Source organism: Streptomyces sp. NPDC020845 (genome assembly GCF_044334165.1).
In the GTDB taxonomy this organism is placed as follows: domain Bacteria; phylum Actinomycetota; class Actinomycetes; order Streptomycetales; family Streptomycetaceae; genus Streptomyces.
This window is the reverse complement of sequence record NZ_JBIRSJ010000011.1, coordinates 355556-379539: the sequence shown is the minus strand read 5'-3', so window position 1 is coordinate 379539 and position 23984 is coordinate 355556. Positions and strand designations below refer to the sequence as shown.

Annotated in this window: 21 protein-coding genes; 14 read left to right on the top strand and 7 right to left on the bottom strand. The window is 71.9% G+C overall.

The window, feature by feature from the left end:
- Nucleotides 1–260: 260 nt before the first annotated feature.
- The 3 genes from ACH4U7_RS30270 (at nucleotide 261) to ACH4U7_RS30260 (ending at nucleotide 5232) form a co-directional block, all read left to right on the top strand.
- Nucleotides 261–1712, top strand: coding sequence for a PP2C family protein-serine/threonine phosphatase (locus ACH4U7_RS30270; RefSeq protein ID WP_398530969.1), 1452 nt, complete (start codon nucleotides 261–263; stop codon nucleotides 1710–1712).
- Between the two features lie 113 nt (nucleotides 1713–1825).
- Nucleotides 1826–3340 (top strand): aminopeptidase P family protein, encoded by a 1515-nt coding sequence (locus ACH4U7_RS30265; RefSeq protein ID WP_398530968.1) that lies wholly within the window; start codon nucleotides 1826–1828, stop codon nucleotides 3338–3340.
- A 125-nt stretch (nucleotides 3341–3465) separates the two neighbouring features.
- The gene (locus ACH4U7_RS30260; RefSeq protein WP_398530967.1) at nucleotides 3466–5232 is read left to right on the top strand and encodes a PLP-dependent aminotransferase family protein; all 1767 of its coding nucleotides are present in this window, start codon (nucleotides 3466–3468) and stop codon (nucleotides 5230–5232) included.
- On the opposite strand, the gene ACH4U7_RS30255 is transcribed toward ACH4U7_RS30260, so the two are convergent.
- Nucleotides 5198–5686, bottom strand: coding sequence for an ATP-binding protein (locus ACH4U7_RS30255; RefSeq protein WP_398530966.1), 489 nt, complete (start codon nucleotides 5684–5686; stop codon nucleotides 5198–5200). The two genes, ACH4U7_RS30260 and ACH4U7_RS30255, sit on opposite strands and share 35 nt — an antisense overlap.
- Nucleotides 5687–5887: 201 nt before the next feature.
- On the opposite strand from ACH4U7_RS30255, the gene ACH4U7_RS30250 reads away from it, so the two are divergent.
- The 9 genes from ACH4U7_RS30250 to ACH4U7_RS30210 all read left to right on the top strand — a co-directional run bounded on the left by ACH4U7_RS30250 (nucleotide 5888) and on the right by ACH4U7_RS30210 (nucleotide 15831).
- Nucleotides 5888–6694 carry a hypothetical protein gene (locus ACH4U7_RS30250; protein WP_398530965.1) on the top strand — a complete coding sequence of 269 codons (807 nt, stop codon included), beginning with the start codon at nucleotides 5888–5890 and terminating at the stop codon, nucleotides 6692–6694.
- Between the two features lie 100 nt (nucleotides 6695–6794).
- Nucleotides 6795–7553: a YcnI family protein gene (locus ACH4U7_RS30245; RefSeq protein WP_398530964.1), complete on the top strand. Its 759-nt coding sequence runs from the start codon at nucleotides 6795–6797 to the stop codon at nucleotides 7551–7553.
- Nucleotides 7554–7641: 88 nt separating this feature from the next.
- Nucleotides 7642–8301, top strand: coding sequence for an SCO family protein (locus tag ACH4U7_RS30240; RefSeq protein ID WP_398530963.1), 660 nt, complete (start codon nucleotides 7642–7644; stop codon nucleotides 8299–8301).
- Nucleotides 8298–8783 (top strand): copper chaperone PCu(A)C, encoded by a 486-nt coding sequence (locus ACH4U7_RS30235; protein ID WP_398530962.1) that lies wholly within the window; start codon nucleotides 8298–8300, stop codon nucleotides 8781–8783. Before ACH4U7_RS30240 ends, ACH4U7_RS30235 begins: the two co-directional genes overlap by 4 nt.
- A gap of 6 nt (nucleotides 8784–8789) precedes the next feature.
- The gene (locus ACH4U7_RS30230) at nucleotides 8790–10763 is read left to right on the top strand and encodes a copper resistance CopC/CopD family protein (protein ID WP_398530961.1); all 1974 of its coding nucleotides are present in this window, start codon (nucleotides 8790–8792) and stop codon (nucleotides 10761–10763) included.
- Nucleotides 10760–12085 (top strand): iron uptake transporter deferrochelatase/peroxidase subunit, encoded by a 1326-nt coding sequence (gene efeB / locus ACH4U7_RS30225; protein ID WP_398530960.1) that lies wholly within the window; start codon nucleotides 10760–10762, stop codon nucleotides 12083–12085. Before ACH4U7_RS30230 ends, efeB begins: the two co-directional genes overlap by 4 nt.
- Nucleotides 12086–12152: 67 nt before the next feature.
- The gene (pheA, locus tag ACH4U7_RS30220) at nucleotides 12153–13088 is read left to right on the top strand and encodes a prephenate dehydratase (RefSeq protein ID WP_398530959.1); all 936 of its coding nucleotides are present in this window, start codon (nucleotides 12153–12155) and stop codon (nucleotides 13086–13088) included.
- Nucleotides 13089–13729: 641 nt separating this feature from the next.
- Nucleotides 13730–15007, top strand: coding sequence for a serine--tRNA ligase (gene serS / locus ACH4U7_RS30215; protein WP_398530958.1), 1278 nt, complete (start codon nucleotides 13730–13732; stop codon nucleotides 15005–15007).
- On the top strand, nucleotides 15004–15831 hold the full coding sequence (locus ACH4U7_RS30210) for a Cof-type HAD-IIB family hydrolase (protein WP_398530957.1): 828 nt from the start codon (nucleotides 15004–15006) through the stop codon (nucleotides 15829–15831). The genes serS and ACH4U7_RS30210 overlap by 4 nt, the downstream gene beginning before the upstream one ends.
- On the opposite strand, the gene ACH4U7_RS30205 is transcribed toward ACH4U7_RS30210, so the two are convergent.
- Nucleotides 15815–16264, bottom strand: a complete 450-nt coding sequence (locus ACH4U7_RS30205; protein WP_398530956.1) for a phospholipase — start codon at nucleotides 16262–16264, stop codon at nucleotides 15815–15817. The genes ACH4U7_RS30210 and ACH4U7_RS30205 overlap by 17 nt on opposite strands.
- A 214-nt stretch (nucleotides 16265–16478) precedes the next feature.
- On the bottom strand, nucleotides 16479–17483 hold the full coding sequence (locus ACH4U7_RS30200; protein WP_398530955.1) for an Lrp/AsnC family transcriptional regulator: 1005 nt from the start codon (nucleotides 17481–17483) through the stop codon (nucleotides 16479–16481).
- A 139-nt stretch (nucleotides 17484–17622) separates the two neighbouring features.
- On the opposite strand from ACH4U7_RS30200, the gene ACH4U7_RS30195 reads away from it, so the two are divergent.
- Nucleotides 17623–19173, top strand: a complete 1551-nt coding sequence (locus ACH4U7_RS30195) for an MFS transporter (RefSeq protein WP_398530954.1) — start codon at nucleotides 17623–17625, stop codon at nucleotides 19171–19173.
- A 119-nt stretch (nucleotides 19174–19292) separates the two neighbouring features.
- The gene (locus ACH4U7_RS30190) at nucleotides 19293–19535 is read left to right on the top strand and encodes a hypothetical protein (RefSeq protein ID WP_398530953.1); all 243 of its coding nucleotides are present in this window, start codon (nucleotides 19293–19295) and stop codon (nucleotides 19533–19535) included.
- Between the two features lie 13 nt (nucleotides 19536–19548).
- Here the strand turns inward: ACH4U7_RS30190 and ACH4U7_RS30185 are convergent, their stop codons facing one another.
- Genes ACH4U7_RS30185 through ACH4U7_RS30170 form a run of 4 tightly spaced genes read right to left on the bottom strand, consistent with a single transcriptional unit; the run spans nucleotide 19549 to nucleotide 23306 of the window.
- Nucleotides 19549–20277, bottom strand: a complete 729-nt coding sequence (locus ACH4U7_RS30185; RefSeq protein ID WP_398530952.1) for an ABC transporter permease — start codon at nucleotides 20275–20277, stop codon at nucleotides 19549–19551.
- A 26-nt stretch (nucleotides 20278–20303) separates the two neighbouring features.
- Nucleotides 20304–21230: an ABC transporter ATP-binding protein gene (locus ACH4U7_RS30180; protein WP_398530951.1), complete on the bottom strand. Its 927-nt coding sequence runs from the start codon at nucleotides 21228–21230 to the stop codon at nucleotides 20304–20306.
- Nucleotides 21227–22126 (bottom strand): ABC transporter permease, encoded by a 900-nt coding sequence (locus ACH4U7_RS30175; protein ID WP_398530950.1) that lies wholly within the window; start codon nucleotides 22124–22126, stop codon nucleotides 21227–21229. The genes ACH4U7_RS30180 and ACH4U7_RS30175 overlap by 4 nt, the downstream gene beginning before the upstream one ends.
- Entirely contained in the window at nucleotides 22116–23306 is a 1191-nt protein-coding gene (locus ACH4U7_RS30170) for an ABC transporter ATP-binding protein (protein WP_398530949.1), read from the bottom strand. The genes ACH4U7_RS30175 and ACH4U7_RS30170 overlap by 11 nt, the downstream gene beginning before the upstream one ends.
- Nucleotides 23307–23984: the final 678 nt, after the last annotated feature.

Below are 23984 nucleotides of genomic sequence, written 5' to 3'. Positions count from 1 at the left end.
CTCCGAATGTGTACCCGCCGCGGCGGAGACGACGCGCTGTCGAATGACGCCAGTCGACCCTAAATAGGCAACGTAACGACCTCTTTTCAGCCAAGTTCAATTCAGCACAGACACCAACAAGACCACCGGGGCAATGCTGGACATCGCCTCTCGGGTGCGTGTACATCTGGAGACAGTAGCGGCACCGTAGCGGCGCAGCACGACAGGGGGTTTGCGATGCTATTGAGCAAGCCGGAGGCCGCGTGCGAAGGCAGTGGGCCATGAGCTCACCTCACCCGCCGAAAGTGGCCGGAATCGATCCTTCCCTCCCCGCCCCCACGCACACTTCCGACCCCGTCACGCCGCCCCACGCCCCCAACCCCGCCCCCGATCCCGCGATCCAGGACCATCTGGCCGGGTGGCTCTCGGACCTGACCACCCTCCACGAACTCACCGAGCGGCTCGCCCTTACGGGCACGCTGGACAACGCGCTGGACGAACTCCTGCGCGCCGGAGCCTCGCTCGTCGGCGCCCGGCGCGGGCTGGTCGCGCTGGAACCGGCCGACGGGCTCGGCCCGGTCACCACCGTCGGCCTCGGCCTCGGGCGCGCCGACCTCGGCCATATCGAGACGATCCCGCGCGGCACCGCGTCCGCCGGCCACCTCCTGGACGGGCTGCCCGAGCCGGACGGCGAGCCGCGGCCCGGCGTCGCCCACCCCGACATCCCGGGCGAGGCCGAACTCGACCCGCGCCACCGCGAAGTCGCCGCCCGCCTGGGCTACTCCGCGAGCTACGCCGTGGCCCTGGACCCGCTCGCCGACCCCAGCACCGCCTCGAACGGTCACACGGGCGCCACGGGACCCCTCGGGCGGCTCGGCGCGGCCGCTTGGCTGTACGACGAACCGGCCGAGCCCGCGGAGCGCCAGCGCCACCTCGTGGGCCTGTACTGCCGCTACGCCGCCGCGCACCTCGCCCGGCTGGTCGAGCTCGCCCGCGCCCGCGCCACCGTCGCGACCGTCCAGGAGGAGCTGCTGCCCACGCGGCTGCCCCGGATCCCCGGGGTCCGCCTCGCCGTACGCCACCGCGCCGCTCCCCGCGGGGGCGGCGACTGGTACGACGCGCTGCCGCTGCCCGACGGCGCGCTCGGCCTGTCCGTCGGCGGGGTGACCGGATCTGGCCCCAGCGCGGTCGCCGCGATGGGGCGGCTGCGGGCGTCCCTGCGCGCGTACGCCGTGATGGAGGGCGAGGATCCAGTGGCCGTGCTCTCCGACCTCGAACTGCTGCTGCGGCTGACCGAACCCGCCCGCTCCGCGACCGCGCTCTTCGCCTACTACGAGCCTCTACCGCGCAGGGTGGTACTGGCCGGGGCCGGACACTGCCCGCCGCTGATCACCGGCGAGCGGCGCACCGAGTTCGTGGAGACCGCCCTGTCGGCGCCGCTCGGCATGCTCTCCTGCTGGGAAGCGCCCAGCGTGGAGCTCGAACCGGGCCGCGGAGAAACGCTCCTCTTCTACAGCGACGGGCTGCTCCACCGCACCGGAGAGCCCATGGACCGGGCCTTCGCACGGCTGCACACGGCCGCCGCGAGCGCCCCCAGGGCCGTACGGAGCGACCCGGACGGCTTCGCGGACCATCTGCTGCGCACGGTCCTCCCCAGGGGCGAGGCGGGCCAGGGCGCGGACGCGGACGACGGCACGGAGGACGTCGTCCTGCTCGTCGCCCGCTTCGACTGACCGCGCCGCGCCGCCATCAACCAGCCGACCCGCCACCAACCACCTGAAACCGGCCATAGCCCGCGATCACCGGTGGATCATGCACATCCCGGCTGTCATACCCCCCACCTACCATGGACACGGTCCAGCTCGAGGAGGATGACGTGACCGAGGAGCCCACTTCCGAGGCCCTGGAGACCCCAGAGGCCGGGGAGCAGCCCATCAAGCAGCGGAAGAACAGCCTTTACACAGGCATTTCCGACGAGCTCACCGAAAACATGAGGTCAGGCTGGGACGACACCGAGCTGCGCGGCCTGGAGCCCATCGAGCAGGCGCCGCACACCGCCCGCCGCCGCGCCGCGCTCTCCGCACGATTCCCCGGGGAGCGCCTGGTCATCCCCGCGGGCAATCTGCGCACCCGCTCCAACGACACCGAGTACGGGTTCCGCGCCGCCACGGAGTACGCGTATCTGACCGGTGACCAGACCCACGACGGCGTCCTGGTCCTGGAGCCGGACGGCGCCGAGGGCCACACCGCGACCGTGTACCTGCTGCCCCGTTCCAACCGCGAGAACGGCGAGTTCTGGCTGGACGGCCAGGGCGAGCTGTGGGTCGGCCGCCGGCACAGCCTCGCCGAGGCCGAGCAGCTGCTGGGCCTGCCGGCCAAGGACGTGCGCGAGCTCGCCGACGCGCTGCGGGCCGCGACCGGCCCGGTGCGCATCGTGCGCGGCCATGACGCCGGTCTCGAAGCGGCGCTGACGGACAAGGTCACCGGCGAGCGCGACGCGGAGCTGCGGACGTTCCTCAGCGAGCAGCGCCTGGTCAAGGACGAGTTCGAGATCGGCGAGCTGCAGGCGGCCGTCGACTCGACCGTGCGCGGCTTCGAGGACGTGGTCAAGGTCCTCGACAAGGCCGAGGCCACCTCCGAGCGCTATATCGAGGGCACGTTCTTCCTGCGCGCCCGCGTCGAGGGCAACCACGTCGGCTACGCCTCCATCTGCGCCGCCGGCCCGCACGCCACCACGCTCCACTGGGTGCGCAACGACGGCCCGGTCCGCTCCGGGGAGCTGCTGCTCCTGGACGCGGGCGTGGAGACCCCCACGCTCTACACCGCCGATGTGACCCGCACGATCCCCATCAACGGCCGCTTCACCCCGCTGCAGCGCAAGATCTACGACGCGGTGTACGAGGCGCAGGAGGCGGGCATCGCCGCGGTCAAGCCGGGTGGGAAGTACCTCGACTTCCACGACGCCGCCCAGCGGGTCCTGGCCGCGAAGCTGGTCGAGTGGGGCCTGATCGAGGGCCCGGTCGAGCGCGTCCTGGAGCTGGGCCTGCAGCGCCGCTGGACGCTCCACGGCACCGGCCACATGCTCGGCATGGACGTCCACGACTGCGCCACAGCCCGCCGGGAGGCGTATGCCGAGGGCACCCTGGAGCCCGGTATGTGCCTCACGGTCGAGCCCGGCCTGTACTTCCAGGCCGACGATCTGACCGTGCCCGAGGAGTACCGGGGCATCGGCGTCCGTATCGAGGACGACATTCTGGTCACGGAGGACGGCAGCCGGAACCTCTCGGCCGCCCTGCCGCGCACCTCGGATGACGTCGAGGCATGGATGGCCGCGCTCCTTCAGGGCTCGCAGGGCTCGTAAGACCCGCGGGGTTCGGTCAGGGCCCGGACAGCGGTCGGTCAGGGCCCGGACAGCGGCCGGTCAGGACTCGGGCAGCGGCCGGTCAGGGCTTGCGGTGCTGGTGACCAACGGTATCGTCCGGTTCCATGGCGGAATCCTGGGTCAATTCGGCAGACGGCCTCGGCAGTGACCTCCACCTGGAGCTGTCCGGTACGGGCAGCCGCCGGGCGGCCCTGATGGGGGCGCTGCGCGAGGCCATCCGCAGTGGCCGGCTCGCCCCCGGCACCCGGCTGCCGCCGTACCGCTCCCTCGCCGTCGACCTCGGCCTGGCCCGGAACACCGTGGCCGACGCCTACGCCGAGCTGGTCGCCGAAGGCTGGCTGACCGCCCGCCAGGGCTCCGGCACCCGGGTCGCACCCCGCGCCGCCCCGCCCCCGCCCAGGCGAGTGAGCCGAAGGGGCGCGCCGCTGTCGAAAGGGAGAGCGCGCGGAGGCCCCGAGGAACGAGGGGCCGAGCACGGTCGACCGTCGACAGCGGCTGTAGCGCCCCGGAGGCGAACCGAGCCTCAAAAAGAGGGCGGTGCCCGGGGACGGGAGCAGGGGCGGGGCCGCCCGGCCGTGGGTACCGGCGCCCCACCCGCCGCCGCGCCGGCCGGAGGCGGGCCTGTACGGGCTGCCCGGAGAGTGCCCGCGCGCCCTCCCGAGCCCGTCCACAATCTGCTGCAGGGCCAGCCCGACGCCGCCTCCTTCCCCCGCACCGCGTGGCTGGCCTCCGGCCGCCGCGCCCTGACTGCCGCGCCCAACGAGGCCTTCGGCCCCGGCGACCCGCAGGGGCGCCCGGAGCTGCGCCTCGCCCTGGCCGAGTATCTGGCCCGCGTCCGCGGGGTGCGCACCGACGCCGACCGGATCGTCATCTGCTCCGGGTACGCCCACGCGCTGCGGCTGCTGGCCGGAACGCCGGCGCTGCGCGGCACGGCGGCCGTGGAGGCGTACGGCCTCGGCTTCCACCGCTCGCTGCTCACCGCCGCCGGGATCCGCACCGTGCCGCTGTCCCTGGACGCGGACGGCGCCCGCACCGAGGAGCTGGCCTCGCACCAGGGCGTACGGACCGTGCTGCTCACCCCCGCCCATCAGTTCCCCACCGGCGGGCCGCTGCACCCGGGGCGCCGGGCGGCCGCCGTCGACTGGGCCCGGGCCCGCGGCGGGCTGGTCCTGGAGGACGACTACGACGGCGAGTTCCGCTACGACCGCAAGCCCGTGGGCGCCGTCCAGGGCCTGGACCCGGACCATGTCCTGTACGTCGGATCGGTCAGCAAGAGCCTGTCCCCGGCCCTGCGGCTGGGCTGGATGGTGCTGCCCGACCACCTCGTGGACGAGGTCCTGGCCGCCAAGGGGGACCGGGAGGCATGGGCGAGCGCGCTCGACCAGCTGACTCTCGCGGACTTCATCGAATCGGGCGGGTACGACCGGCACATCCGCCGGATGCGCCAGCGCTACCGCCACCGCCGGGACCAGCTGGTCGCCATCCTCGCCGAACGCGCCCCGCACATCCGCGTCAGCGGTGTGGCGGCGGGGCTGCACGCGGTGCTCGAACTGCCGCCGGGCACCGAGCGGTCCGTCGTCCAGGCCGCCGCCTGGCAGGGCCTCGCCATCGAGGGCCTGGCCGACTACCGCCACCCGGACGCCCCGGGTCCGCCCCGCGAGGGCCTGGTCGTGGGCTACGCCACCCCGCCCGACCACTCCTTCACGGGCGCGCTGGACGCGCTGTGCCGCGGGCTCCCACCCGACCTCGGCGACTCCACCGCAACCCCGACCGCGACCCCGCAGACCATGACCACGACGACCGCACCCACAACAAGCGGGAGGGACGACGGGGCTGTCACACACCCGTCAGGGAGTCCTCGCGCCACTTGAGGATCTTGTCGAAGCTGACCACCACACCGCCGTGCCCCGGGCGGTCGCGGTAGCGGACCCGGTCGGTCAGCGCCTCGATCAAAAAAAGCCCTCGCCCATGCTCTGCCTGGGCGGGGGCCGGCTGTCTCGCGGTGGACTGGGCCTGGGGGGTCTTGGCCCAGTCGCCCCGGTCGGGACGGGAGGGGCGGCGGGGAAATCCGGGACCGGAGTCGGTGACCTCGATGCGGCAGGTGTCGCCGTCGATATAGGCCGTGACTCTGTAGTCCCCGCCCGCGCCGTCCGCGCCACCGCCGTGCTCGACCGCATTCGCGCAGGCCTCGGAGAGGGCGACCGACAAGTCGTAAGAGATTTCGGGATCGACCCCTGCTGTCTCCATGGTGCCGAGGAGCAGGCGCCGGGCGAGCGGGACGCTCGCCGCCTCACGCGGCAGATGGAGTGACCACCAGATGCTCATGCTCCAGCCTCCCGGCCACGGCTCGACATACCGTTACGTATTGCCTGGGTCCATGGTCCGTAAGCGTGTGATTGACGTGACTCCGCTCATTCGGCGGAAGCGCGAATTCCGCATACCGGTGTATGGGGCTGTCCAGGTGTGCGTCGGTACGCCCCACCCGCCGTAGGGGAAATCCGGGCCCAGTGGGATGATGGCGCGGCCATGTCTGCCCCCCACGGTCGCGCCGGAGCCGATCTGCGGATACTGCGGGCCGCGGTTTTCACCGCGGTCTGCGTCGTGCTGTCCGCGGGCGGGCACATGCTCGCCTCCTGTACGACGGTGCCGCTGTGGACGGTGGGCGTGGGCTGCGCGGTGCTGTTCGCCGTGGTCGCCCCGCTGGCCGGGCGTGAGCGGTTGCTGCCGGGCATCGCGGCGCTCCTGGGCGTCGGCCAGCTCGCGCTGCACGCGCTCTTCGCGCTCGGGCAGAGCACCACCCAGACACCCATGACCCCGGGCACGGGCGGCTCCGAGGGCGGGGTGACCGCCATGGCCGGAAGGCTGTTGTGCGGTGCGGGCCCCGTCCGGCTGGACGCCGCCACGGCGCACCGGATCGTCCGCCACGCCGGGCTCGACCCCGCCGCGGCGCACCAGACGCCGTCCGGGCCGGTCATCGAGGCCGCGCACCCGGGCGCCCTGCTGCCGTCGCCGCCGATGGTGCTGGGGCATCTGCTCGCCGCCCTCGCCGTCGGCTGGCTGCTGCGGCGCGGCGAGGTGGCCGTGTGGCGGGCGGTGCGGCTGTCGGCGGACGGGGCGCGCGGGGTCGCGGAGGCCGCGCTCGTACGGGCGCTGCGCGCCGCGCTGCGGCTGGTACGCGCGCTGCGCGCTGGTCAGCGCAAGCCGGACCCTGCTTCCGTACGCCGTCCGCGCACGCCCGGACGAGACGATGACGGTGCCGCCGGGGCCAAGACGTTCGTACTCCAGCACAGTGTGATCAGGCGGGGCCCGCCGCGCTTCGCCCTCGCGGCTTGACCGACGCGGCGCACTCCGGCGGGCCCGGGGCGTTCGCGCTGTCGCCGCACGCGCGCCACCCACCCACCCTGATTCATTCCTGTCCATGGAGTGTCTTGTCATGAACGCCATGCGTCTTCGCCGTCTACGCCGTCTTCCGATGATGGGCGGCATCGCAGCGGGAGCCCTGGTGGTGCTCGCGGCCACCCCCGCCTTCGCGCACGTCAGCGTGCAGCCGGGCCAGGCCGAGCAGGGCAGCTACAGCACCATCGCCTTCAAGGTGCCGAACGAGAAGGACGACGCCTCGACCGTCAAGCTCGAGGTGACCCTGCCCACCGACCACCCGCTGGCCTCGGTCATGGCGCAGCCGGTGCCCGGCTGGGACGTGAAGCTCACCAAGACCAAGCTCGCCAAGCCGGTCGAGGTGCACGGCGAGAAGATCAGCGAGGCGGTCACCAAGGTCACCTGGACCGGCGGCAAGATCGAGCCGGGCACCTTCCAGCAGTTCCCGCTGTCGGTCGGCGAGCTGCCCGAGGACGCCGACCAGCTCGTCTTCAAGGCCCTCCAGACGTACGACGACAAGGAGGTCGTGCGCTGGATCGAGGCGCCCAAGGACGGTGCGCCGGAGCCCGAGAACCCGGCGCCGGTGCTCAAGCTCGTCAAGCCGGCCGAGGGCTCCGACGGCCACGGCTCCGCCGCCTCGGGCGGCACGGACAGCGCCGCCCAGAACGCGAAGGCCGAGAAGACGGAGGAGACCGCCTCCGACTCCAGCGGTGACAGCAGCGACACCACCGCCCGCGTGCTGGGCATCGTGGGCATCGTCATCGGCATCGCCGGTGTCGCCTTCGGCGTCCTCGCCGGCCGCCGCCGCAACGCCTGAGCCCCCTAAAGGGCCCTGAGGGGTGGCGGGCACTGTGCCCGCCACCCCCGTACCACCGATCCATCCGTCTTCTTCGGAGAACCACTCCATGCGCACCAAATCCCTGGGCGCGGCCCTCGTCACCGCCGCCGCGCTCACCCTCACCGCCTGCGGCAGTTCCGACGGCGACAGCGACAAGACAGAGAAGGCCGCCGAGGTCTCCGGCGGCAGCAAGCCCGGTCAGGCGATCGTCCTCGACCAGCCCAAGGCCAAGCCCGATCTGGTCCTGACCGACACCGACGGCAAGAAGTACGACCTGCTGAAGGAGACCAAGGGCAAGCCCACCCTGATCTACTTCGGCTACACGTACTGCCCTGATGTCTGCTCCCTGGTCATGAGCAACATCGGCATCGCGGAGAAGAAGCTCCCCAAGGCCGAGCGCGACAAGCTCCAGGTCGTCTTCGTCACCACCGACCCCGAGCGGGACACCCCCAAGAGGATGCGCTCCTGGCTGAACGGTCAGGGCGGGCAGGACTTCGTCGCCCTGACCGGCGATATCGAGACCATCCAGGCCGCCGCGCGGCCGCTGGGCATCCTCGTCGAGAAGCCGAAGAAGGAGAAGGACGGCAGCATCACCGTCAACCACGGCGCCGAGGTGCTGGCCTTCTCCCCCAAGGACGACAAGAACCACTGGCTCTACACCACGGAGACCACGGCCGACCAGTACGTGAAGGACCTGCCCAAGATCATCGAGGGGCAGAACCCGTGACGCGGACCGGGGCGGGGTCGGCGACCGGCGTGCGGCGGCGGACGGCCGCCGCCGCGCTGGTCCTCGGCCTGTCCGCCGTCCTCGCCGCCTGTGGCGGCGAGGACGGCGGCGACAGCCCGAAGCTGTCCGTCAGCGGTGCGTACGTACCCCAGCCCGCGACACCGGACATGGCCGCGGGCTATGTGACGGTGACCAACAAGGGCGGCGCCGACGACGAGTTGACCTCCGTCACCACCCCGCTGGCCGCCGAGGTCACCATGCACACCACCACCGGCACCCGGATGAAGCAGGTGCGATCGCTGAAGGTCCCGGCGGACGGCGAGCTCAGGCTGGCCACCGGCGGAGATCATCTGATGCTGACAAATCTGACCCACAAGCCAAAGGTCGGTGACAAGGTCAGTTTCACCCTGCACTTCGCCTCCTCCGACCCCGTCGAGATCAAGGTCCCGGTCGAGCCGACGACGTACCGCCCCAAGGACTGACGCCCGATGACCTCGCGCACCCCCTCCCTGACCAGGCCGGCCACCAGGCGACTGCTGTCGGTCTGCGGTGCCCTGCTCGCCGCGCTGCTGTGCGCGCTGAGCTTCGGCGCGTCCCCCGCGGCCGCGCACGCCGCGCTGACGGCGACCGACCCCGCCGACGGCGCGGTGGTCAAGACCGCGCCCGAGCAGGTGCGGCTCACCTTCTCGGAGGGGGTGCTGCTGTCCCGCGACTCGGTGCGCATCCTCGACCCGAAGAGCAACCGGGTGGACACCGGCAACCCCGCCCATGTGGGCGGCAAGTCGTCGACGGCCGCCGTCGCGCTGCGCCCCGGGCTGCCCAACGGCACGTACACGGTGGCCTGGAAGGTGGTCTCGGAGGACAGCCACCCGGTCGCCGGGGCGTTCACCTTCTCCATCGGGGCGCCGTCCAAGACGAAGGCGAAGGTCCCCTCGGACGCGGGCGCCGACGGCACGGTCGGGACGCTGTACGACATCGTGCGGTACGTCGCCTACGGCGGCTTCGCGGCGCTCGTCGGCGGCTGCGTCTTCGCCGGGCTGTGCCGCTCCTCACGCGCGGTCCAGAAGCTCGCCGTCGGCGGCTGGGTGGCGCTCTTCTCCGCGACCCTGCTGCTGTTGCTGCTGCGCGCCCCGTACACCAACGGCGAGGGCATCGGCGGGGTCTTCGACCTCGGCGGCCTGGGCGATGTGCTGTCCACCAAGCCGGGCGCGGCGCTGCTGTCGCGGCTGCTGCTGCTCGGCGCGGCGGCGCTCTTCCTGGCCGTTCTCTTCGGCTCGTACGCGCGCCGCGCCGCGGACGAGGACCAGGGGCGGCGCCAGGACCTGGCCTTCGGGCTCGCCTTCGGCGGCACCGTCCTCTCGGTGGGCATCGCCGCGACCTGGGCGATGGCCGAGCACGCCTCGGTCGGCATCCAAGCCAAGGTCGCGATGCCGGTCGACGTGGTCCACCTGCTCGCCGTGGGGGTGTGGCTGGGCGGCCTCGCGGCGCTCGTGGTCACGCTGCGCGCGGGGGAGCCGATCGGGCGGTCGGCCGTACACCGCTTCTCGCGGCTGGCCTTCGGCTCGGTCGTCGTCCTCGTCCTCACCGGCGTCTACCAGTCCTGGCGGCAGGTCGGCTCCTGGGACGCGCTGACCGACACCGAATACGGGCGCTGGCTGCTGGTCAAGGTCGGCCTCGTGGCGGTGCTCATCGCCATCGCCTCCGTCTCGCGCCGCTGGACGGGCCGCCTCGTGGACGCGCCTGCGGCCGGAGCTGATGACAAGGCCGACAAGACCGACCAGAAGGCCGGCAAGAACGCCGACGAGAAGGCCACCGAAGAGGGCGCGGAAGAAGAGGAAGCCGGGAACGAGACGGCGGAAGGGACGGCCGCCGACCCCGTGCGCACCGCCCAGCTCGCCCGCCAGAAGGCCGCGGTCGCCAAGGCCACCACCCTCCGCGCGCGCTACGGCGACCTCGCGCGCGGCTCGCTCTACCGCTCCGTGCTGGCCGAGACGGTCGTGGCCGTCGTGCTGCTCGCCGTCGCCACCCAGCTGAGCACGACCCAGCCCGGCCGGGCCGCGAGCGCCGTGGCGAGCGCCAAGGACGGCGGCACGGCCGCGGACACCAGCCCCACCGTCGACCCGATCAGCGTCGAGATCCCGTACAACACCGGGCCCAAGAGCGGCCGCGGCAAGGCGATCTTCATGCTGGACCCGGCCCTCCCCGGCGACAACCTGATCCATGTCTTCACCTTCGACCTGGCCGACCGCCCCGTGGACGCGGCCGAGGCGAAGGTGACCCTGACGCTCCCGAAGAAGAACATCGGCCCGCTGTCCGTGCCGCTGGAGCACGTCGCCACCGGCCACTGGAGCGCGAAGAGCTTCCAGCTGCCCATGGGCGGCACCTGGCGGCTCGCCCTGACCGTACGGACCTCCGACATCGACCAGGTGACGGAGACCAGGACCCTGAAGATCGGCCAATGAGCAAGACCCCGAACACCCAAGGCACCCCGAACACCCAGCGCACCCCGAACACCCAGCGCACCTCGGACACCCAGCGCACCGCGCACACCCAGCCGGAACCCCCTTCCCCGATCTCCCGGCGCCGCCTGCTGGGCACGGCCGGCGCCGTCGGCGCGGCCGGGCTCGTCGCGGGCGGCGCGGCCGGGGCGTACGCCGCCGAGTCGGTACGCAGCGACCCCGACCCGCTCAGCTCCGTCGGCTCGACCACCGTTCCCTTTCACGGTGAGCGCCAGGCGGGCATCACCACCCCCCTCCAGGCGCACGGCCACCTCGTCGCCCTCGACCTGGCGCCCGGCGCGGACCGCAAGGCGGTCGCCGCGCTGCTGCGCCGCTGGTCGAAGTCGGCCGAGGAGCTGACCGCGGGCAAGGCCCCGGCCGACGACACCGGTATCGCGCTGGACGCGGGCCCGGCGTCGCTGACCGTCACCTTCGGCTTCGGCCGCGCCTTCTTCGGCAAGGTGGGGCTGAAGGAGCGGCTGCCCGAGGCGCTGGCCCCGCTGCCCGACTTCTCGGCCGACGTACTCGACCCGAAGCGCAGCAACGGCGACCTGTGGCTGCAGATCGGCGCCGACGACGGGCTGGTCGCCTTCCACGCGCTGCGCGCGCTGCAGCGCGGGGCCCGGGGGGTGGCCCGGGTGCGCTGGCAGATGAACGGCTTCAACCGGACGCCCGGCGCGACCTCCCGCCCCATGACGGCGCGCAACCTGATGGGGCAGGTCGACGGCACGAACAACCCCAAGCCCACGGACGACGACTTCGACCAGCGGATCTTCGTCCCGGCGAAGGGGAAGCCGGACTGGATGGCGGGCGGCTCGTACGCGGTGGTGCGGCGGATCCGGATGCTCCTGGACTCCTGGGACCATCTCTCCCTGGAGCGGCAGGAGCGGGTGATAGGCCGCCGCAAGTCGGATGGCGCCCCGCTGTCCGGCGGTACGGAGACCACACCGGTCGAGCTGGCCAAGGTGAACGCGGACGGCTCGCTGGCCATCGCGGGCGACGCACACGTACGGGTCGCCGCGCCGGCCTCGAACCAGGGCGCGGCGATGCTGCGCCGCCCCTTCTCGTACCACGACGGCTTCCGCGAGGACGGCGCGCCGGACGCCGGGCTGCTGTTCGTCGCCTGGCAGGCGGATCCGATGAAGGGCTTCGTCCCGGTGCAGCGGAAGCTGGACCGGGGGGACGGGCTGTCGCGGTTCCTGCGCCATGAGGCGAGCGCGCTCTTCGCGGTGCCGGGCGGCTGCGCCCCCGGAGAGTACGTCGGTCAGGCACTCTTGGAAGGGTGAACCGGAACGTCAGGGGCCGGACGCTGGGTATCGTGACGGTTCTCGTCCGTTCCAGGGAGTCAGCGTGATGTCGGCCAGTGTTTATACCTACCTCGGTCCCGAAGGCACCTTCACGGAGGCCGCGCTGCGCTCGCTGCCCGAGGCCGCCACGCGCGAGCTGATGCCCATGGTCTCGGTGCCGACGACGCTGGACGCCGTGCGGTCGGGGGCGGCGGCGGCCGCGCTGGTCCCCATCGAGAACTCGGTGGAGGGCGGCGTGACCATCACGCTCGACGAGCTGGCCACCGGCGAACCGCTGATGATCTACCGCGAGGTGCTGCTGCCGATCGCCTTCGCGCTGCTGGTGCGGCCGGGCACCCAGCTCACCGATGTGAAGACGGTGACGGGCCATCCGGTGTCCCAGCCGCAGGTCAGGAAGTGGCTGGCGGCGAATCTGCCGGACGCCGTATGGGAGTCGGCCGCCTCGAACGGGGACGGGGCGAGGCTGGTGCAGGAGGGACGCTACGACGCGGCGTTCGCCGGTGAGTTCGCGGCGGCGACGTACGGGCTCGAGCCCCTGGTGAGCGCCATCCACGACGCGGAGAACGCGACGACCCGCTTCGTACTGGTCGGCCGCCCGGCGCGGCCCGCGGTCCGCACCGGCGCGGACAAGACGTCCGTGGCGATCTGGCTCGGCGACGACCACCCGGGGGCGCTGCTGGAGCTGCTGCAGGAGTTCGCGGCGCGCGGGGTCAACCTGGTGCGCATCGAATCGCGCCCGACGGGTCAGGGCATCGGCCGTTACTTCTTCTCAGTGGATCTCGAGGGGCACATCACGGACCGGCGGGTCGCCTCCGCCCTGATGGGGCTCAAGCGGATCTGCCCGAACGTGCGGTTCCTGGGCTCCTACCCGCGGGCGGGGTTCGGGCCGACGGAGATGTCCCCGCTGCGGAACGGCACCGCGGACGAGGACTTCGCGGTGGCGGAGGAGTGGCTGGCCCGCTGCCAGGACGGCCGGGCCTGAGAGGACGGCCGGGCTTGAGAGGACGGCCGGGCTTGAGAGGACGGCCGGGCTTGAGAGGACGGCCGGGGCCTCGCCGGACGCCGGGCCTGACGGCCAGACCAGGGCCTGGGTGAGTTATCCACAGGCTTGAGGCGCGGGCTGGGGACAAGTCGACACATCAACCCGACGTAATCGACGTATCACCCAGCTCGCCTCAACCCACCTACCATCACATCTATCACCCACGTCATCACTTTTCTCTTGACCGACGCTCCGGTGTGAGCAAATCCCACCCGAAAGAGTGTGTGAACCAGGTTTGAGTGGGGAATCCATCGCCGAGCACTTCGCGTACCAGATGATCAGCCCGACATCCACAGAACTCACACACAGCCTGTGGATAACTCAGGCCGGAACCATCCCCGCCTGTGGACAACGCGAGGCCAACTCCCCCTTCGCATAAGGGAAGCCGGACACCCACACCCACCCCTTTGCCCCTTTTCTCCTTTATCCCTTTCAGGGGAGCGCGCGGGCTTTCATCGACGGGCATGCGGATGCACGGACGGGCGAATTTCCACGAATCCATACCGTTCCAAACGGGGTGAAGCGTGATGAAAGGGAATATCGGATCGAGCGCCGGATGTGCACACCGGTAACCTGGTGGGGTGATTGACCTTCGTCTGCTCCGTGAGGACCCCGACCGTGTGCGCGCCTCTCAGCGCGCCCGTGGAGAGGACGTCGCCATCGTCGACGCCCTGCTCTCCGCCGACGAGCGGCGCAGGTCGTCCAGCGTCCGCTTCGACGAGCTGCGCGCCGAGCAGAAGTCGCTCGGCAAGCTCATCCCCAAGGCCTCCGGCGACGAGAAGGCGGAGCTGCTGAAGAAGGCGGGCGAGCTGTCCGCCGCGGTGAAGGCCGCCGACGCCGAGCAGGACCAGGCCGCGGAGGAGACCCAGCGGCTGCTGCTCCAGCTCGGCAATCTGGTCCACCCGGACGTGCCCGTCGGCGGTGAGGACGACTTCGCCGTCCTGGAGACGGTCGGCACCCCGCGCGACTTCACGGCCGAGGGCTTCACCCCCAAGGACCACCTGGAGCTCGGCGAGCTGCTCGGCGCCATCGACACCGAGCGCGGCGCCAAGGTGTCCGGCTCGCGCTTCTACTATCTGACGGGCGTCGGCGCGCTGCTCGAGTTCGCGCTGGTCAACGCCGCGATCGCGCAGGCCACCGCCGCGGGCTTCATCCCCGTCCTCACCCCCGCCCTGGTCAAGCCCAAGGCCATGGAGGGCACCGGCTTCCTCGGCCAGGCCGCGGACGACGTCTACCACCTCGACAAGGACGACCTCTTCCTGGTCGGCACCTCCGAGGTGCCGCTGGCCGCGTACCACATGGACGAGATCCTGGACGTGTCGCAGCTGCCGCGCCGCTACGCCGGATTCTCCTCCTGCTTCCGCCGCGAGGCCGGCTCGTACGGCAAGGACACCCGCGGCATCTTCCGGGTGCACCAGTTCGACAAGGTCGAGATGTTCGTCTACACGACGCCGGAGGAGGCGGAGGCCGAGCACCAGCGGCTGCTGGAGTGGGAGAAGCAGTGGCTGACCTCGCTCGAGCTGCCGTTCCGGGTGATCGACCTGGCCTCGGGCGACTTGGGCGCCTCGGCGACGCGGAAGTTCGACTGCGAGGCGTGGATCCCGACGCAGGGCAAGTACCGCGAGCTGACCTCGACGTCCAACACGACCGAGTTCCAGTCGCGCCGGCTGTCGATCCGAATGCGCGAGGACAAGCGGGTCCGCCCGCTGGCGACGCTGAACGGCACGCTGTGCGCGGTCACGCGGACCATCGTCGCCCTCCTGGAGAACCACCAGCAGGCCGACGGCTCGGTGCGGGTGCCCGAGGTGCTGCGCCCGTATCTGGGCGGGCGCGAGGTCCTGGAGCCGGTCGCCCGATGAGCGACAGCCCCTCGGTGCCCCTGCCCTATCGACTCATCGCCACCGACCTCGACGGCACCCTGCTGCGCGGCGACCACACGGTCTCCCAGCGCACCAGGGCGGCGCTCGCCGCGGCCACCGCGGCGGGCGCGGCGCATATCGTGGTCACCGGGCGGACGGTGCCGGTGGCCCGGGGCATCCTCGACGACCTCGACTACCAGGGGCTCGCGGTGTGCGGGCAGGGCGCGCAGGTCTACCACGCGGGCGAGCACCGGCTGCTGACCTCCGTGACGCTGGACCGGCAGCTCGGCGCGCTCGCGCTGGAGAAGATCGAGTCGGAGATCGGCCCGCTCTTCCTGGCCGTGGCCCGCGACGGGCTCGACGGCAAGGTGCTCTTCGGGCCCGGCTACCGGGTGCATCCGGCGGAGCGGGCGGCCCGGTCGCTGGAGGACCGGGCCGACCTGTGGTCCGCCCCCGTCAGCAAGATCTACATCCAGCACGCGCGGCTGGGCGACGACGAGTTGGCCGATGCCGCGCGCACGGCCGCGGGCGGCCTCGTGGGGGTGACCGTGGCGGGCGAGGGCCTGGTGGAGCTGTTGCCGCTGGGGCTGACCAAGGCGACGGGCCTTTCGCTGGCCGCCCGCCGCCTCGGCCTAACCGCCGAGGACACCATCGCCTTCGGCGATATGCCCAACGACATAGCGATGCTCCGCTGGGCGGCCCACGGCGTGGCCATGGCGGGCGCCCACGACGAACTCAAGGCCGTCGCCGACGAGGTCACCGCGTCCAACGAGGAGGACGGTATCGCCCTCGTCCTGGAGCGGCTGTTCAGCCCAGCGCCTTGACCGCCTGGTAGTACGTCCAGGCGGTGCTGTTGCAGGCGGTCTTCGACGCCCCGCTGTAGCCGTTGCACACCCGCTTCAGGTCCTCGTAGAAGGCGCTGTCGATACGGGCCTTGTTCGCGCTGAAGGTGCCCATGGCCTTGTAGTTGCGGTAGCCGAAGTCATGCCGGGCGCAGGCGGTCTTGAACGGGAAGCCGAAGGGGTTGTCGGGGGACTTGCTGCAGTAGTCGGTCGACCAGTCGAACTGGTAGGCGGCCCAGGCGCTCTGGTTGTTCCGCGCCGCGAGCCAGGCGTTGTAGCTGCTGGCGCTCGTCTGGGTCCAGCTGGAGAGCACCTGCGGCTTGTCCGCGGGGGCGGCTTGGGCGGGCCCGGAGAGGGCCACGGTGGCGGCCGCGGCGACCGCGGTGGCGGCGAGGCTCGTGGCAAGACGACGCATCGGTTCCTCCGATGTCTCTGACGGCCCCTCATCAGGACCGTAGGGAAGGGAGTTGGAACGGGTACGAGGAGTTGCGCTGGTGCACGCCAAGAGTTCGGCAGGTCCCTGACAATCGTCAAGATTTATTGAGTCGTCTGCTTGAACAGAGTTCAACCAACGGGAGTTGGGATTTTCCTCCAAGTGACCCTGCTGACCATGGGTTTCAGCGGCAAGGTCAGGGAACGCGCCGCGCCGGGCCCCGCGGAGACGGCGGCAGCGGCCCCGCGCCCTTGACCCGGCGGATCGTCGGGGAGGTCTCCATGCCCCGCACCCCCGGAAGCGCGGCGACCCGCGTGGTCAGGTACTCGTACAGATGCCGGACGTCCCGGCACACCACGACCGCCAGCAGATTGTGCGGCCCGGTGGTCGCGCAGACGAAGGCCGCCTCCGGGTGCTCCGCCACCGCCTCCCCGGCGGCGGCGAGGTGGGCTGGCAGCACCGACAGCCACAGCACGGCCGTGGAGCCATGGCCGAACATCCGGTGGTGGTAGTCGACGTCGAAGTAGAGGGTGCCGTCGGCGCGCAGCTCCGCCAGGCGGCGGCGTACCGTCGACTGCGACCACCCCGTGGCGGCCGCCAACTCGGCCAGCCCCGCCCGCCCGTCGCGCGCCAGCACGGCCAGAAGCTGACGGTCGCCGTCGTCCAGCCGGGCGCGGCCGTCCGGCGGGCGCTGGACGACAGGGACGACCAGCCGCTCGATCTGCCGGGGCGTCAGCGTGCCCGACTTGCTGACCAGCCCCTGCGGCCCGCCGAAGTACTCGTGCAGCACACAGTGCGCGGTCACGCCCACCACCCGTGGAGTACCCGGCAGTTTGCGCAGCAGCAGCGCGTCGCTGTCCTCGCCGGACGCCGCGCGCGTGATGCCGGAGATCTCGGTGCCGCCGGACATCAGGCTCACCCATGAGGTGTCGGAGCGGCGGGCCATCGCCTCGGCCACCGACACGGCCGCGTCCGGGGTGCACTGCACCCGCAGCAGCCAGACGACTTCGCCGAGCGCGGCGGGGTCGGTGAGCCCCAGCACCCGGATCGTCCCCGTCGTGCGCAGCCGGGTGTAGCGGCGCGCCACGGTCTGGTCGGAGACGCCGAGCACATCGGCGATCCGGCTGAACGGGGCCCGGCCGTCAAGCTGGAGAGCCTGGACGAGCTGCCGGTCCAGGTCGTCGAACGCGTCGGAATTCACCGCAGAAGGCTAGCCGTTGTCGGATAGCGCCACAGACGCGGTGTTGGCTGGAAGCGGCGGGGTCCGCTGACGGACTTTGGGCTCACGGGGGGTACGGCGTCGGGCCGGGCCCCACTCTCTGTGGAACTCGGAGTTCGTCATGCGGAGCAAATGGTGGCCGCTCGCGGCCATCACCCTCGGCAATTTCATGCTGTTGATCGACGTCACGATCGTGAACACGGCGCTGCCGGAAGTGGCGCAGGGCCTGGACGCCTCCTTCACCTCACTGCAGTGGGTGATGGACATCTACGCGCTGGCGCTCGCCGCCCTGCTGATGGCCGCCGGATCGGCAGCCGACGTCTACGGCCGGCGGCGGCTGTATCTGTGGGGGCTCGCCGTCTTCGCGCTCTCCTCGCTGGCCTGCGGGCTCGCCCCGGACAGCGGGGTGCTGATCGCCGCCCGTGCGGTGCAGGGCGTCGGGGCGGCGGCGATGTTCGCCACCAACACCCCGCTGCTGATGGCCACCTACAGCGGGCGCGACCGCGGCGTCGCCTTCGGCGTATGGGGCGGAACCAGCGGGGCCGCCGCCGCGGTCGGTCCGATCCTGGGCGGGCTGCTCACCGAGTACGCCGACTGGCGGGCGATCTTCCTGGTCAACCTGCCGCTGACCGCGATCGCGGTGTGGATCACGATCCGTACGGTCGACGAGTCGCGCGGCGCGCCCGGGGCGCGGATCGACTGGCCGGGCGCCGCCCTCTTCACGCTGTGCGCCGGCGCGCTGACGTACGGGCTGATACGGGGCGGCGAGGAGGGCTGGTCCGACAGCGGCACGATCGCGTCGCTGGTGGTCTCCGCCCTCGCGCTGGTCGTCTTCGTCCTGGTGGAGCGCCGGAAGCGGCAGCCGCTGCTGGATCTGGCACTGATGCGCCGCCCGACCTTTGTGGTGCTGATGACGGCGGCCCTGCTGGTGCAGGCATCGGCCTTCCCATACCTCACCTACGCGGGAATGTGGCTCCAGTCGGTGCTTGGGCTCAGCCCGGTGCAGGCCGGGCTCGCGGTGACCCCGATGGCCGGGGTGGCGCTGGTCGTCGGCGCGGCGGGCGGACGGGTGCTGGAGCGGGTCGCTCCGGGGCGCGCGCTCGGCGGCGGGCTGCTGCTGGTGGGCGCGAGCGCGCTGGTCACCGCCGCGCGGCTGACGCCCGGCTCGGACTGGACGGCCTTTGTCCCCGGACTGATGCTGGGCGGCCTCGGCATCGGTCTGATCATGCCCGTCCTGGTCTCGGCGGCGCTCGGCGCGGCACCGCCGGAGCGCGCCGGGATGGCCAGCGGCGCGGTGAACACCTTCCGGCAGCTGGGGTACGCGCTCGGGATCGCGGTCCTGGGCACGGTGTTCGCCGCCCGGGTACGGGACGTCGTCGAGGACAGCGGGACCATCCCGGGGCGCGCCGCCGGGCAGGCGTCCGAGGCGATCAGCGGCGGCCACGCCGACGCGGTGATCGCCGCCGCTCCGGCGGGACGTACGGCGGCGGCCAAGGCGCTGGTCCACGAGTCCTTCGTGGCGGGGCTCGACCGCATCTGCGTGATATCCGGGATCACCGCGCTGGCGGCGGGCCTGCTGGTGCTGGCCGTCGTCCGCGGCGGCCCGTCCGCGGCGACCAGGTCCGACGCCCCCGCGAAGACCGCGTCCCCGGCGGAACCGGCCCGCACCTGAGGCCGGTTGCCGACGGCCGAGCGCCCGGTCCACAGCTTCCCCGTAGGTGACGCAGGGCCGATCGACAACTCCGCCCGTCAGGATCGCCTCATCGGCACCGACGAGGATCGGAGGACGGCATGAGCGGCACGGCGGGTGTGAAGCGTACGTCGGGGTGGGTGCGGATGCTGCGGGCACCGTGGACGGTGGCCTGCGTGGCGGCGACCGTGGTGCTCGGCTCGTCCGCCACGGTGGCCTCGGCCCTGGACCAGGCCAACGCGGCCCCGGGGCACAAGACGGTGGCGGTGGCCGCGCCGAGTGCGGCGGCCACCGCCGAGACCGGGGGCCGTTTCACGGCGGCCCCGGCCCGCTGGCGTCCGTAACCGGAACACGGGGTCACTCGTCGCCCGCGAGGGTCAAGGTCCGCAGCTTCCGGCCCGCGTACCAGGTCGCGGCCACGGTCACCGCCAGCAGCAGCACCACCGCGGCGGGCAGGCCGACCTCGGAGGTGACCGCCCCGTCGTCGGCGACCTTCTGGGCGAGCGCGAGCGACCACTGCTGGACGCTGAGGTCGCGGGCTCCGCCCACCAGGCTGCCGAACAGGGACTCCCACACCAGGGCGTAGACCAGCCCCACGATCACCGCGTGCCGGGTGATGGTGCCCAGCAGCAGGAACATCGCGCTGTAGGTGATCGAGGCGACGGTGGCGGCGAGGGCGTAGGCGACCGCCAGCTGCTGGCCGTTCCCGTTGAGGACGTAGCCCGCCAGCAGGGTGGGCAGCGCCGAGAAGACGACCGTGACGCCGGTCGCGACGATGAACTTGGTGAAGATGATCGTCGGCCGCTTGACGGGCTTGGCCAGCAGATAGACCACCGAACCGTCGTCGATCTCCGGGCCGATCGCGCCCGTACCGGCGATCACCCCGATCAGCGGGACCATCGTGGCGAGCGCGAAGCCGCCGAGCACGGCGTCGGCGGTCTGGTCGTCGGCGCCGGACAGCGCCCGTACGGCCACCGCGATGACCAGCAGCAGCCCGGGCAGGCTGAACAGGATCAGCGCGCGGCGGCGGCCGAGCAGCGCCCGGTAGGTGAGCCGGGCGACGGTGGGATGGTAGAGCGAGGACATCGCTTTCAAGGCTCCTTTCCGGCCGCTCAGGCCGCGACGAGGTAGGAGAAGACGCTCTCCAGGGACTCGTCGGAAGGCGAGACCGTGAGGAGCCGGACGCCCAGATCGCGGGCGACGCGGGGCAGCAGTTCGGTGAAGCGGGTGAAGTCGACCGCCTGGATGTGCAGCCCGGCTTCGGGACCGCCGCTCGCGTCCACCTCGATGCCCGCGGTGGAGTGGTCGGCGATGAGGGCTGCGGCGAGCGCGCGGTCGTCGCTGGAGCGCACCAGATAGCGGTGCGGACGGTCGGTCATCAGGCGGCGGATCTTGCGGAAGTCCCCGGAGGCGGCGTGCCGCCCCGCGACGATCACCTCGATATGCGCGGCGAGCTGTTCGACCTCCTCCAGGATGTGCGAGGAGAACAGGACGGTACGGCCCTCGTCCCCCATCCGCCGCAGCAGCTCCATGAGTTGCATCCGCTGGCGTGGATCCATGCCGTTGAACGGCTCGTCGAGCAGCAGCACCGACGGCTCGTGGACCAGCGCGGAGGCCATCTTCACCCGCTGCCGCATGCCCTTGCTGTACGTGGCGATGCGGCGGGCGCCCGCGAAGTCCATCTCGACCGTCTCCAGCGCCTTGCGGGCGGCGGCGCGGGGGTCGGGCAGACCGTGCAGTTCGGCGTTGGCGATGACGAACTCGCGGCCGGTGAGGAAGTCGTACATCCCCTCGCGCTCGGGGACGATGCCGATCTGGCGGTAGGCCGCTTCGTTGCGCCAGACGGTGGCCCCGTCCAGGGTGACGGAGCCGGTGGAGGGCGCCAGGAAGCCGCCCATCATGCCGATGAGGGTGGACTTGCCCGCTCCGTTGGGGCCGAGGAGGCCGGTGACGCCGGGGCCGATGCTCATGGTCACGTCGTTGACGGCGACGACGTTCCCGAACCAGCGGGAGACATTGTCGATGGCGATCGTGGTCACAGCCCGACCTTTCGGTAGCGGCGCAGGAGCAGGCCGTAGGAGCCGGCGATCAGGCCGAGGAGGACGAGGAGGAAGACGAGTCCGGCCCCGGTGCCGGGCCCGAATCCGCCGGGGTAGGCGGAGGAGGCGCCGAGGAAGGCCGTCTGGACTCCGTCGATGATGGTGATCGGCGAGAACAGGCCGATCCAGCTGACCGCGTCGGTGTTGTTCTGGTCCCATGCGATGGCCTGCAGGGTGGACACCGCGCCGTACGAAATGGACAGTACGGCGATGACGGCCGCCACGCCGAAGCCGCGGCGCGGGGTGAGCGCGGCGATGACCAGGCTGATGCCGGCGAAGAGGAGCGAGAGCAGAAGCACGGAGACCAGTCCTTGCGCGAAGGCCTTCGTCTGATCGGCGAAGTCCAGCTTGGCGAGCAGGGCACCCACGTACAGGATCACCAGCGGAGCGCCGGTGAGGGCGAAGAGCGCGGAGGCCATGGCGGCGAACTTGGCCGTCACATAGTCCGCCGCTTCGATGGGGCGGGAGAAGTAGAGCGGGATCGTCTTGAAGCGCAGGTCCCTTGAGACGGACTGGGGGGCCTGGGCCGCGGTGTACAGGCCGATGACGGCCTGCATGATGATCGCGTATCTCGTGTACTCGACGGGAAGTTCGTTCGCCTTGGTCGTCACTGCCACCGCGACGATGATGAGCGCGGGCACGCACATCACGGCGGCCAGCAGCATCGGCGCGACCTTGGACTTGGCGGAGCGGCCGAGGCCGTAGGCGCCGCGCAGGCTCTGGGAGAACAGCGAACGGCGGGCGTAGGCGCGGCCCAGGCGCGGGCCCTCGTAGTGGCGGTAGCCGATGTTGTGAATGACATCGGCGCGCTGCTGGGTCGCGGACTCAGGCGGCATCGGCGGCACCTCCGCTTCCGTTCGATGTGCGGCTCCGCCGCGTGGCGTTCCTGTCTCCGTCGGGGGCGTCGTCGGGCGCGTGGCCGTGCGCGTCGTCCGCGGCGTCCTCCTGCGCGTCATCCTGCGCGTCGTCGTGCGCGTCGTCGTGCGCATCCTCGTGCGCATCCTCGTGCGCGTCGTCGTGCGCGTCGTCGTGCGCGTCGTCGTGCGCGTCGTCGCGGAAGATCTCGGCGATGCGGTGGCGGCGCTGCTCCATACGGATCAGGCCGAGGCCGAGTCCGGCGATGGCGTCCCGGACCGCGTCGTACGTCTCGTCACCCACGACGTCCACCAGCAGCACATGGTCGGAGCCGGGCCCCCCGTCGCCGGTCCGGCCCGCGGGCCGGACCGTGAGACCGGCCTCGGCGAGGTGGGCGCGGAGCGCGGCTGTGCCGTCCGGGTGGGCGGCGGTGTCGGTCACCTCGACCGCGAGCGAGGCCGTGGCCTGCGTGAAGTCACGGGTGGAGCTGGAGCGCAGCAGCTTGCCGCCGTCGATGACCACGACGTGGTCGCAGGTGCGCTCCAGCTCGCCGAGCAGATGCGAGGTGACCAGGACCGAGATGCCGAAGTCGGTGTGGACCCGGCGGATCAGGCCGAGCATCTCGTCGCGGCCCGCCGGGTCGAGGCCGTTGGTGGGCTCGTCGAGCAGCACCAGCCGCGGGTCGTGGACCAGCGCCTGGGCGAGCTTGACGCGCTGCTTCATACCGGTGGAGTAGCCGCCCATGGGGCGGTACCGCTCCTCGTAGAGCCCCACATGGCGCAGGGTGTCGGCGGTCCGCTCACGGGCGGCGGCGGGCGGCAGCCCGGACATGCGCGCCATATGGACGACGAACTCGGTCGCCGAGACATCGGGCGGCAGGCAGTCGTGCTCGGGCATATAGCCCACCCGCTCACGGATGGCGCTGCCGTCCTTGGCCACGTCGAGGCCCAGGACGGTGGCACGCCCCTCGCTGGCGGGGGACAGCCCCAGCAGGATCTTGATCAGGGTGGACTTACCGGCCCCGTTGGCACCTACCAGGCCGGTGACGCCCGGCGTGATGTCGACGGAGAGCCGGTCGAGCGCGGTGACCCGGGGGAACCGCTTGCTCAGGCTTTCGGTGGCGATCACAGTCACGTATTCGACCGTAGTGGCGTGCGCCACAGCGGGCGTCAGTCCAGACGGCTGGTTTTCCCTAGTTCTCGGGTCTGACGGTCCCGTAAGGGACAGCACTTTCGACAGGGTCGGCCCTCGCGGACGAGCACCGCTGGACGGCATGCTCCGTCCGCCGAGTGCGGGCATCGTCTCGCGCCTTCGGCGCAAAGCGACCGGCAGCGGGGAGGGGAGGGGAGGGGTGCCGGAGGCATCGTCGCCGTCCTGCCCAGGAGGGCGACGTCACCGGCTGGCGAGCGGTGGAACTGCGCATGGCCGCCCGGAGCGGTGGACGCCGGTCCGGTTCGGGCTTCTCCCCACCCCCTCTTAAAAAATGCTTGCTCTACGTCAAACGTTTTTCTGAGAGGGGGTGGAGGGAGGCCCGCGCCTGGACTTCGGTCCCCCGCTCGGCGCAACGCCACTGGGAAGGGAACCGGGGCTGCTTCCCGCCGCCGCGACCCGCCGACCCGCCGGGCCGCCGGACGGCGACGGCGGCGTACCGCCCCTCCCCTTCCCGCTGCCGGCCGCTTTGCCGAAGGCGCGAGACGATGCCCGCACCCGCCGGAGCCGCATGCCGCCCAGCGGCGCTCAGGCTCCGCGACCTGCAGCAGGGGGTGGGGCCGTGGGTCACCTCGTGTTCCTAGCATGTGGTTGCGAAGAGATGCGTGTCAGTCACCCAAAGTGTCGGTC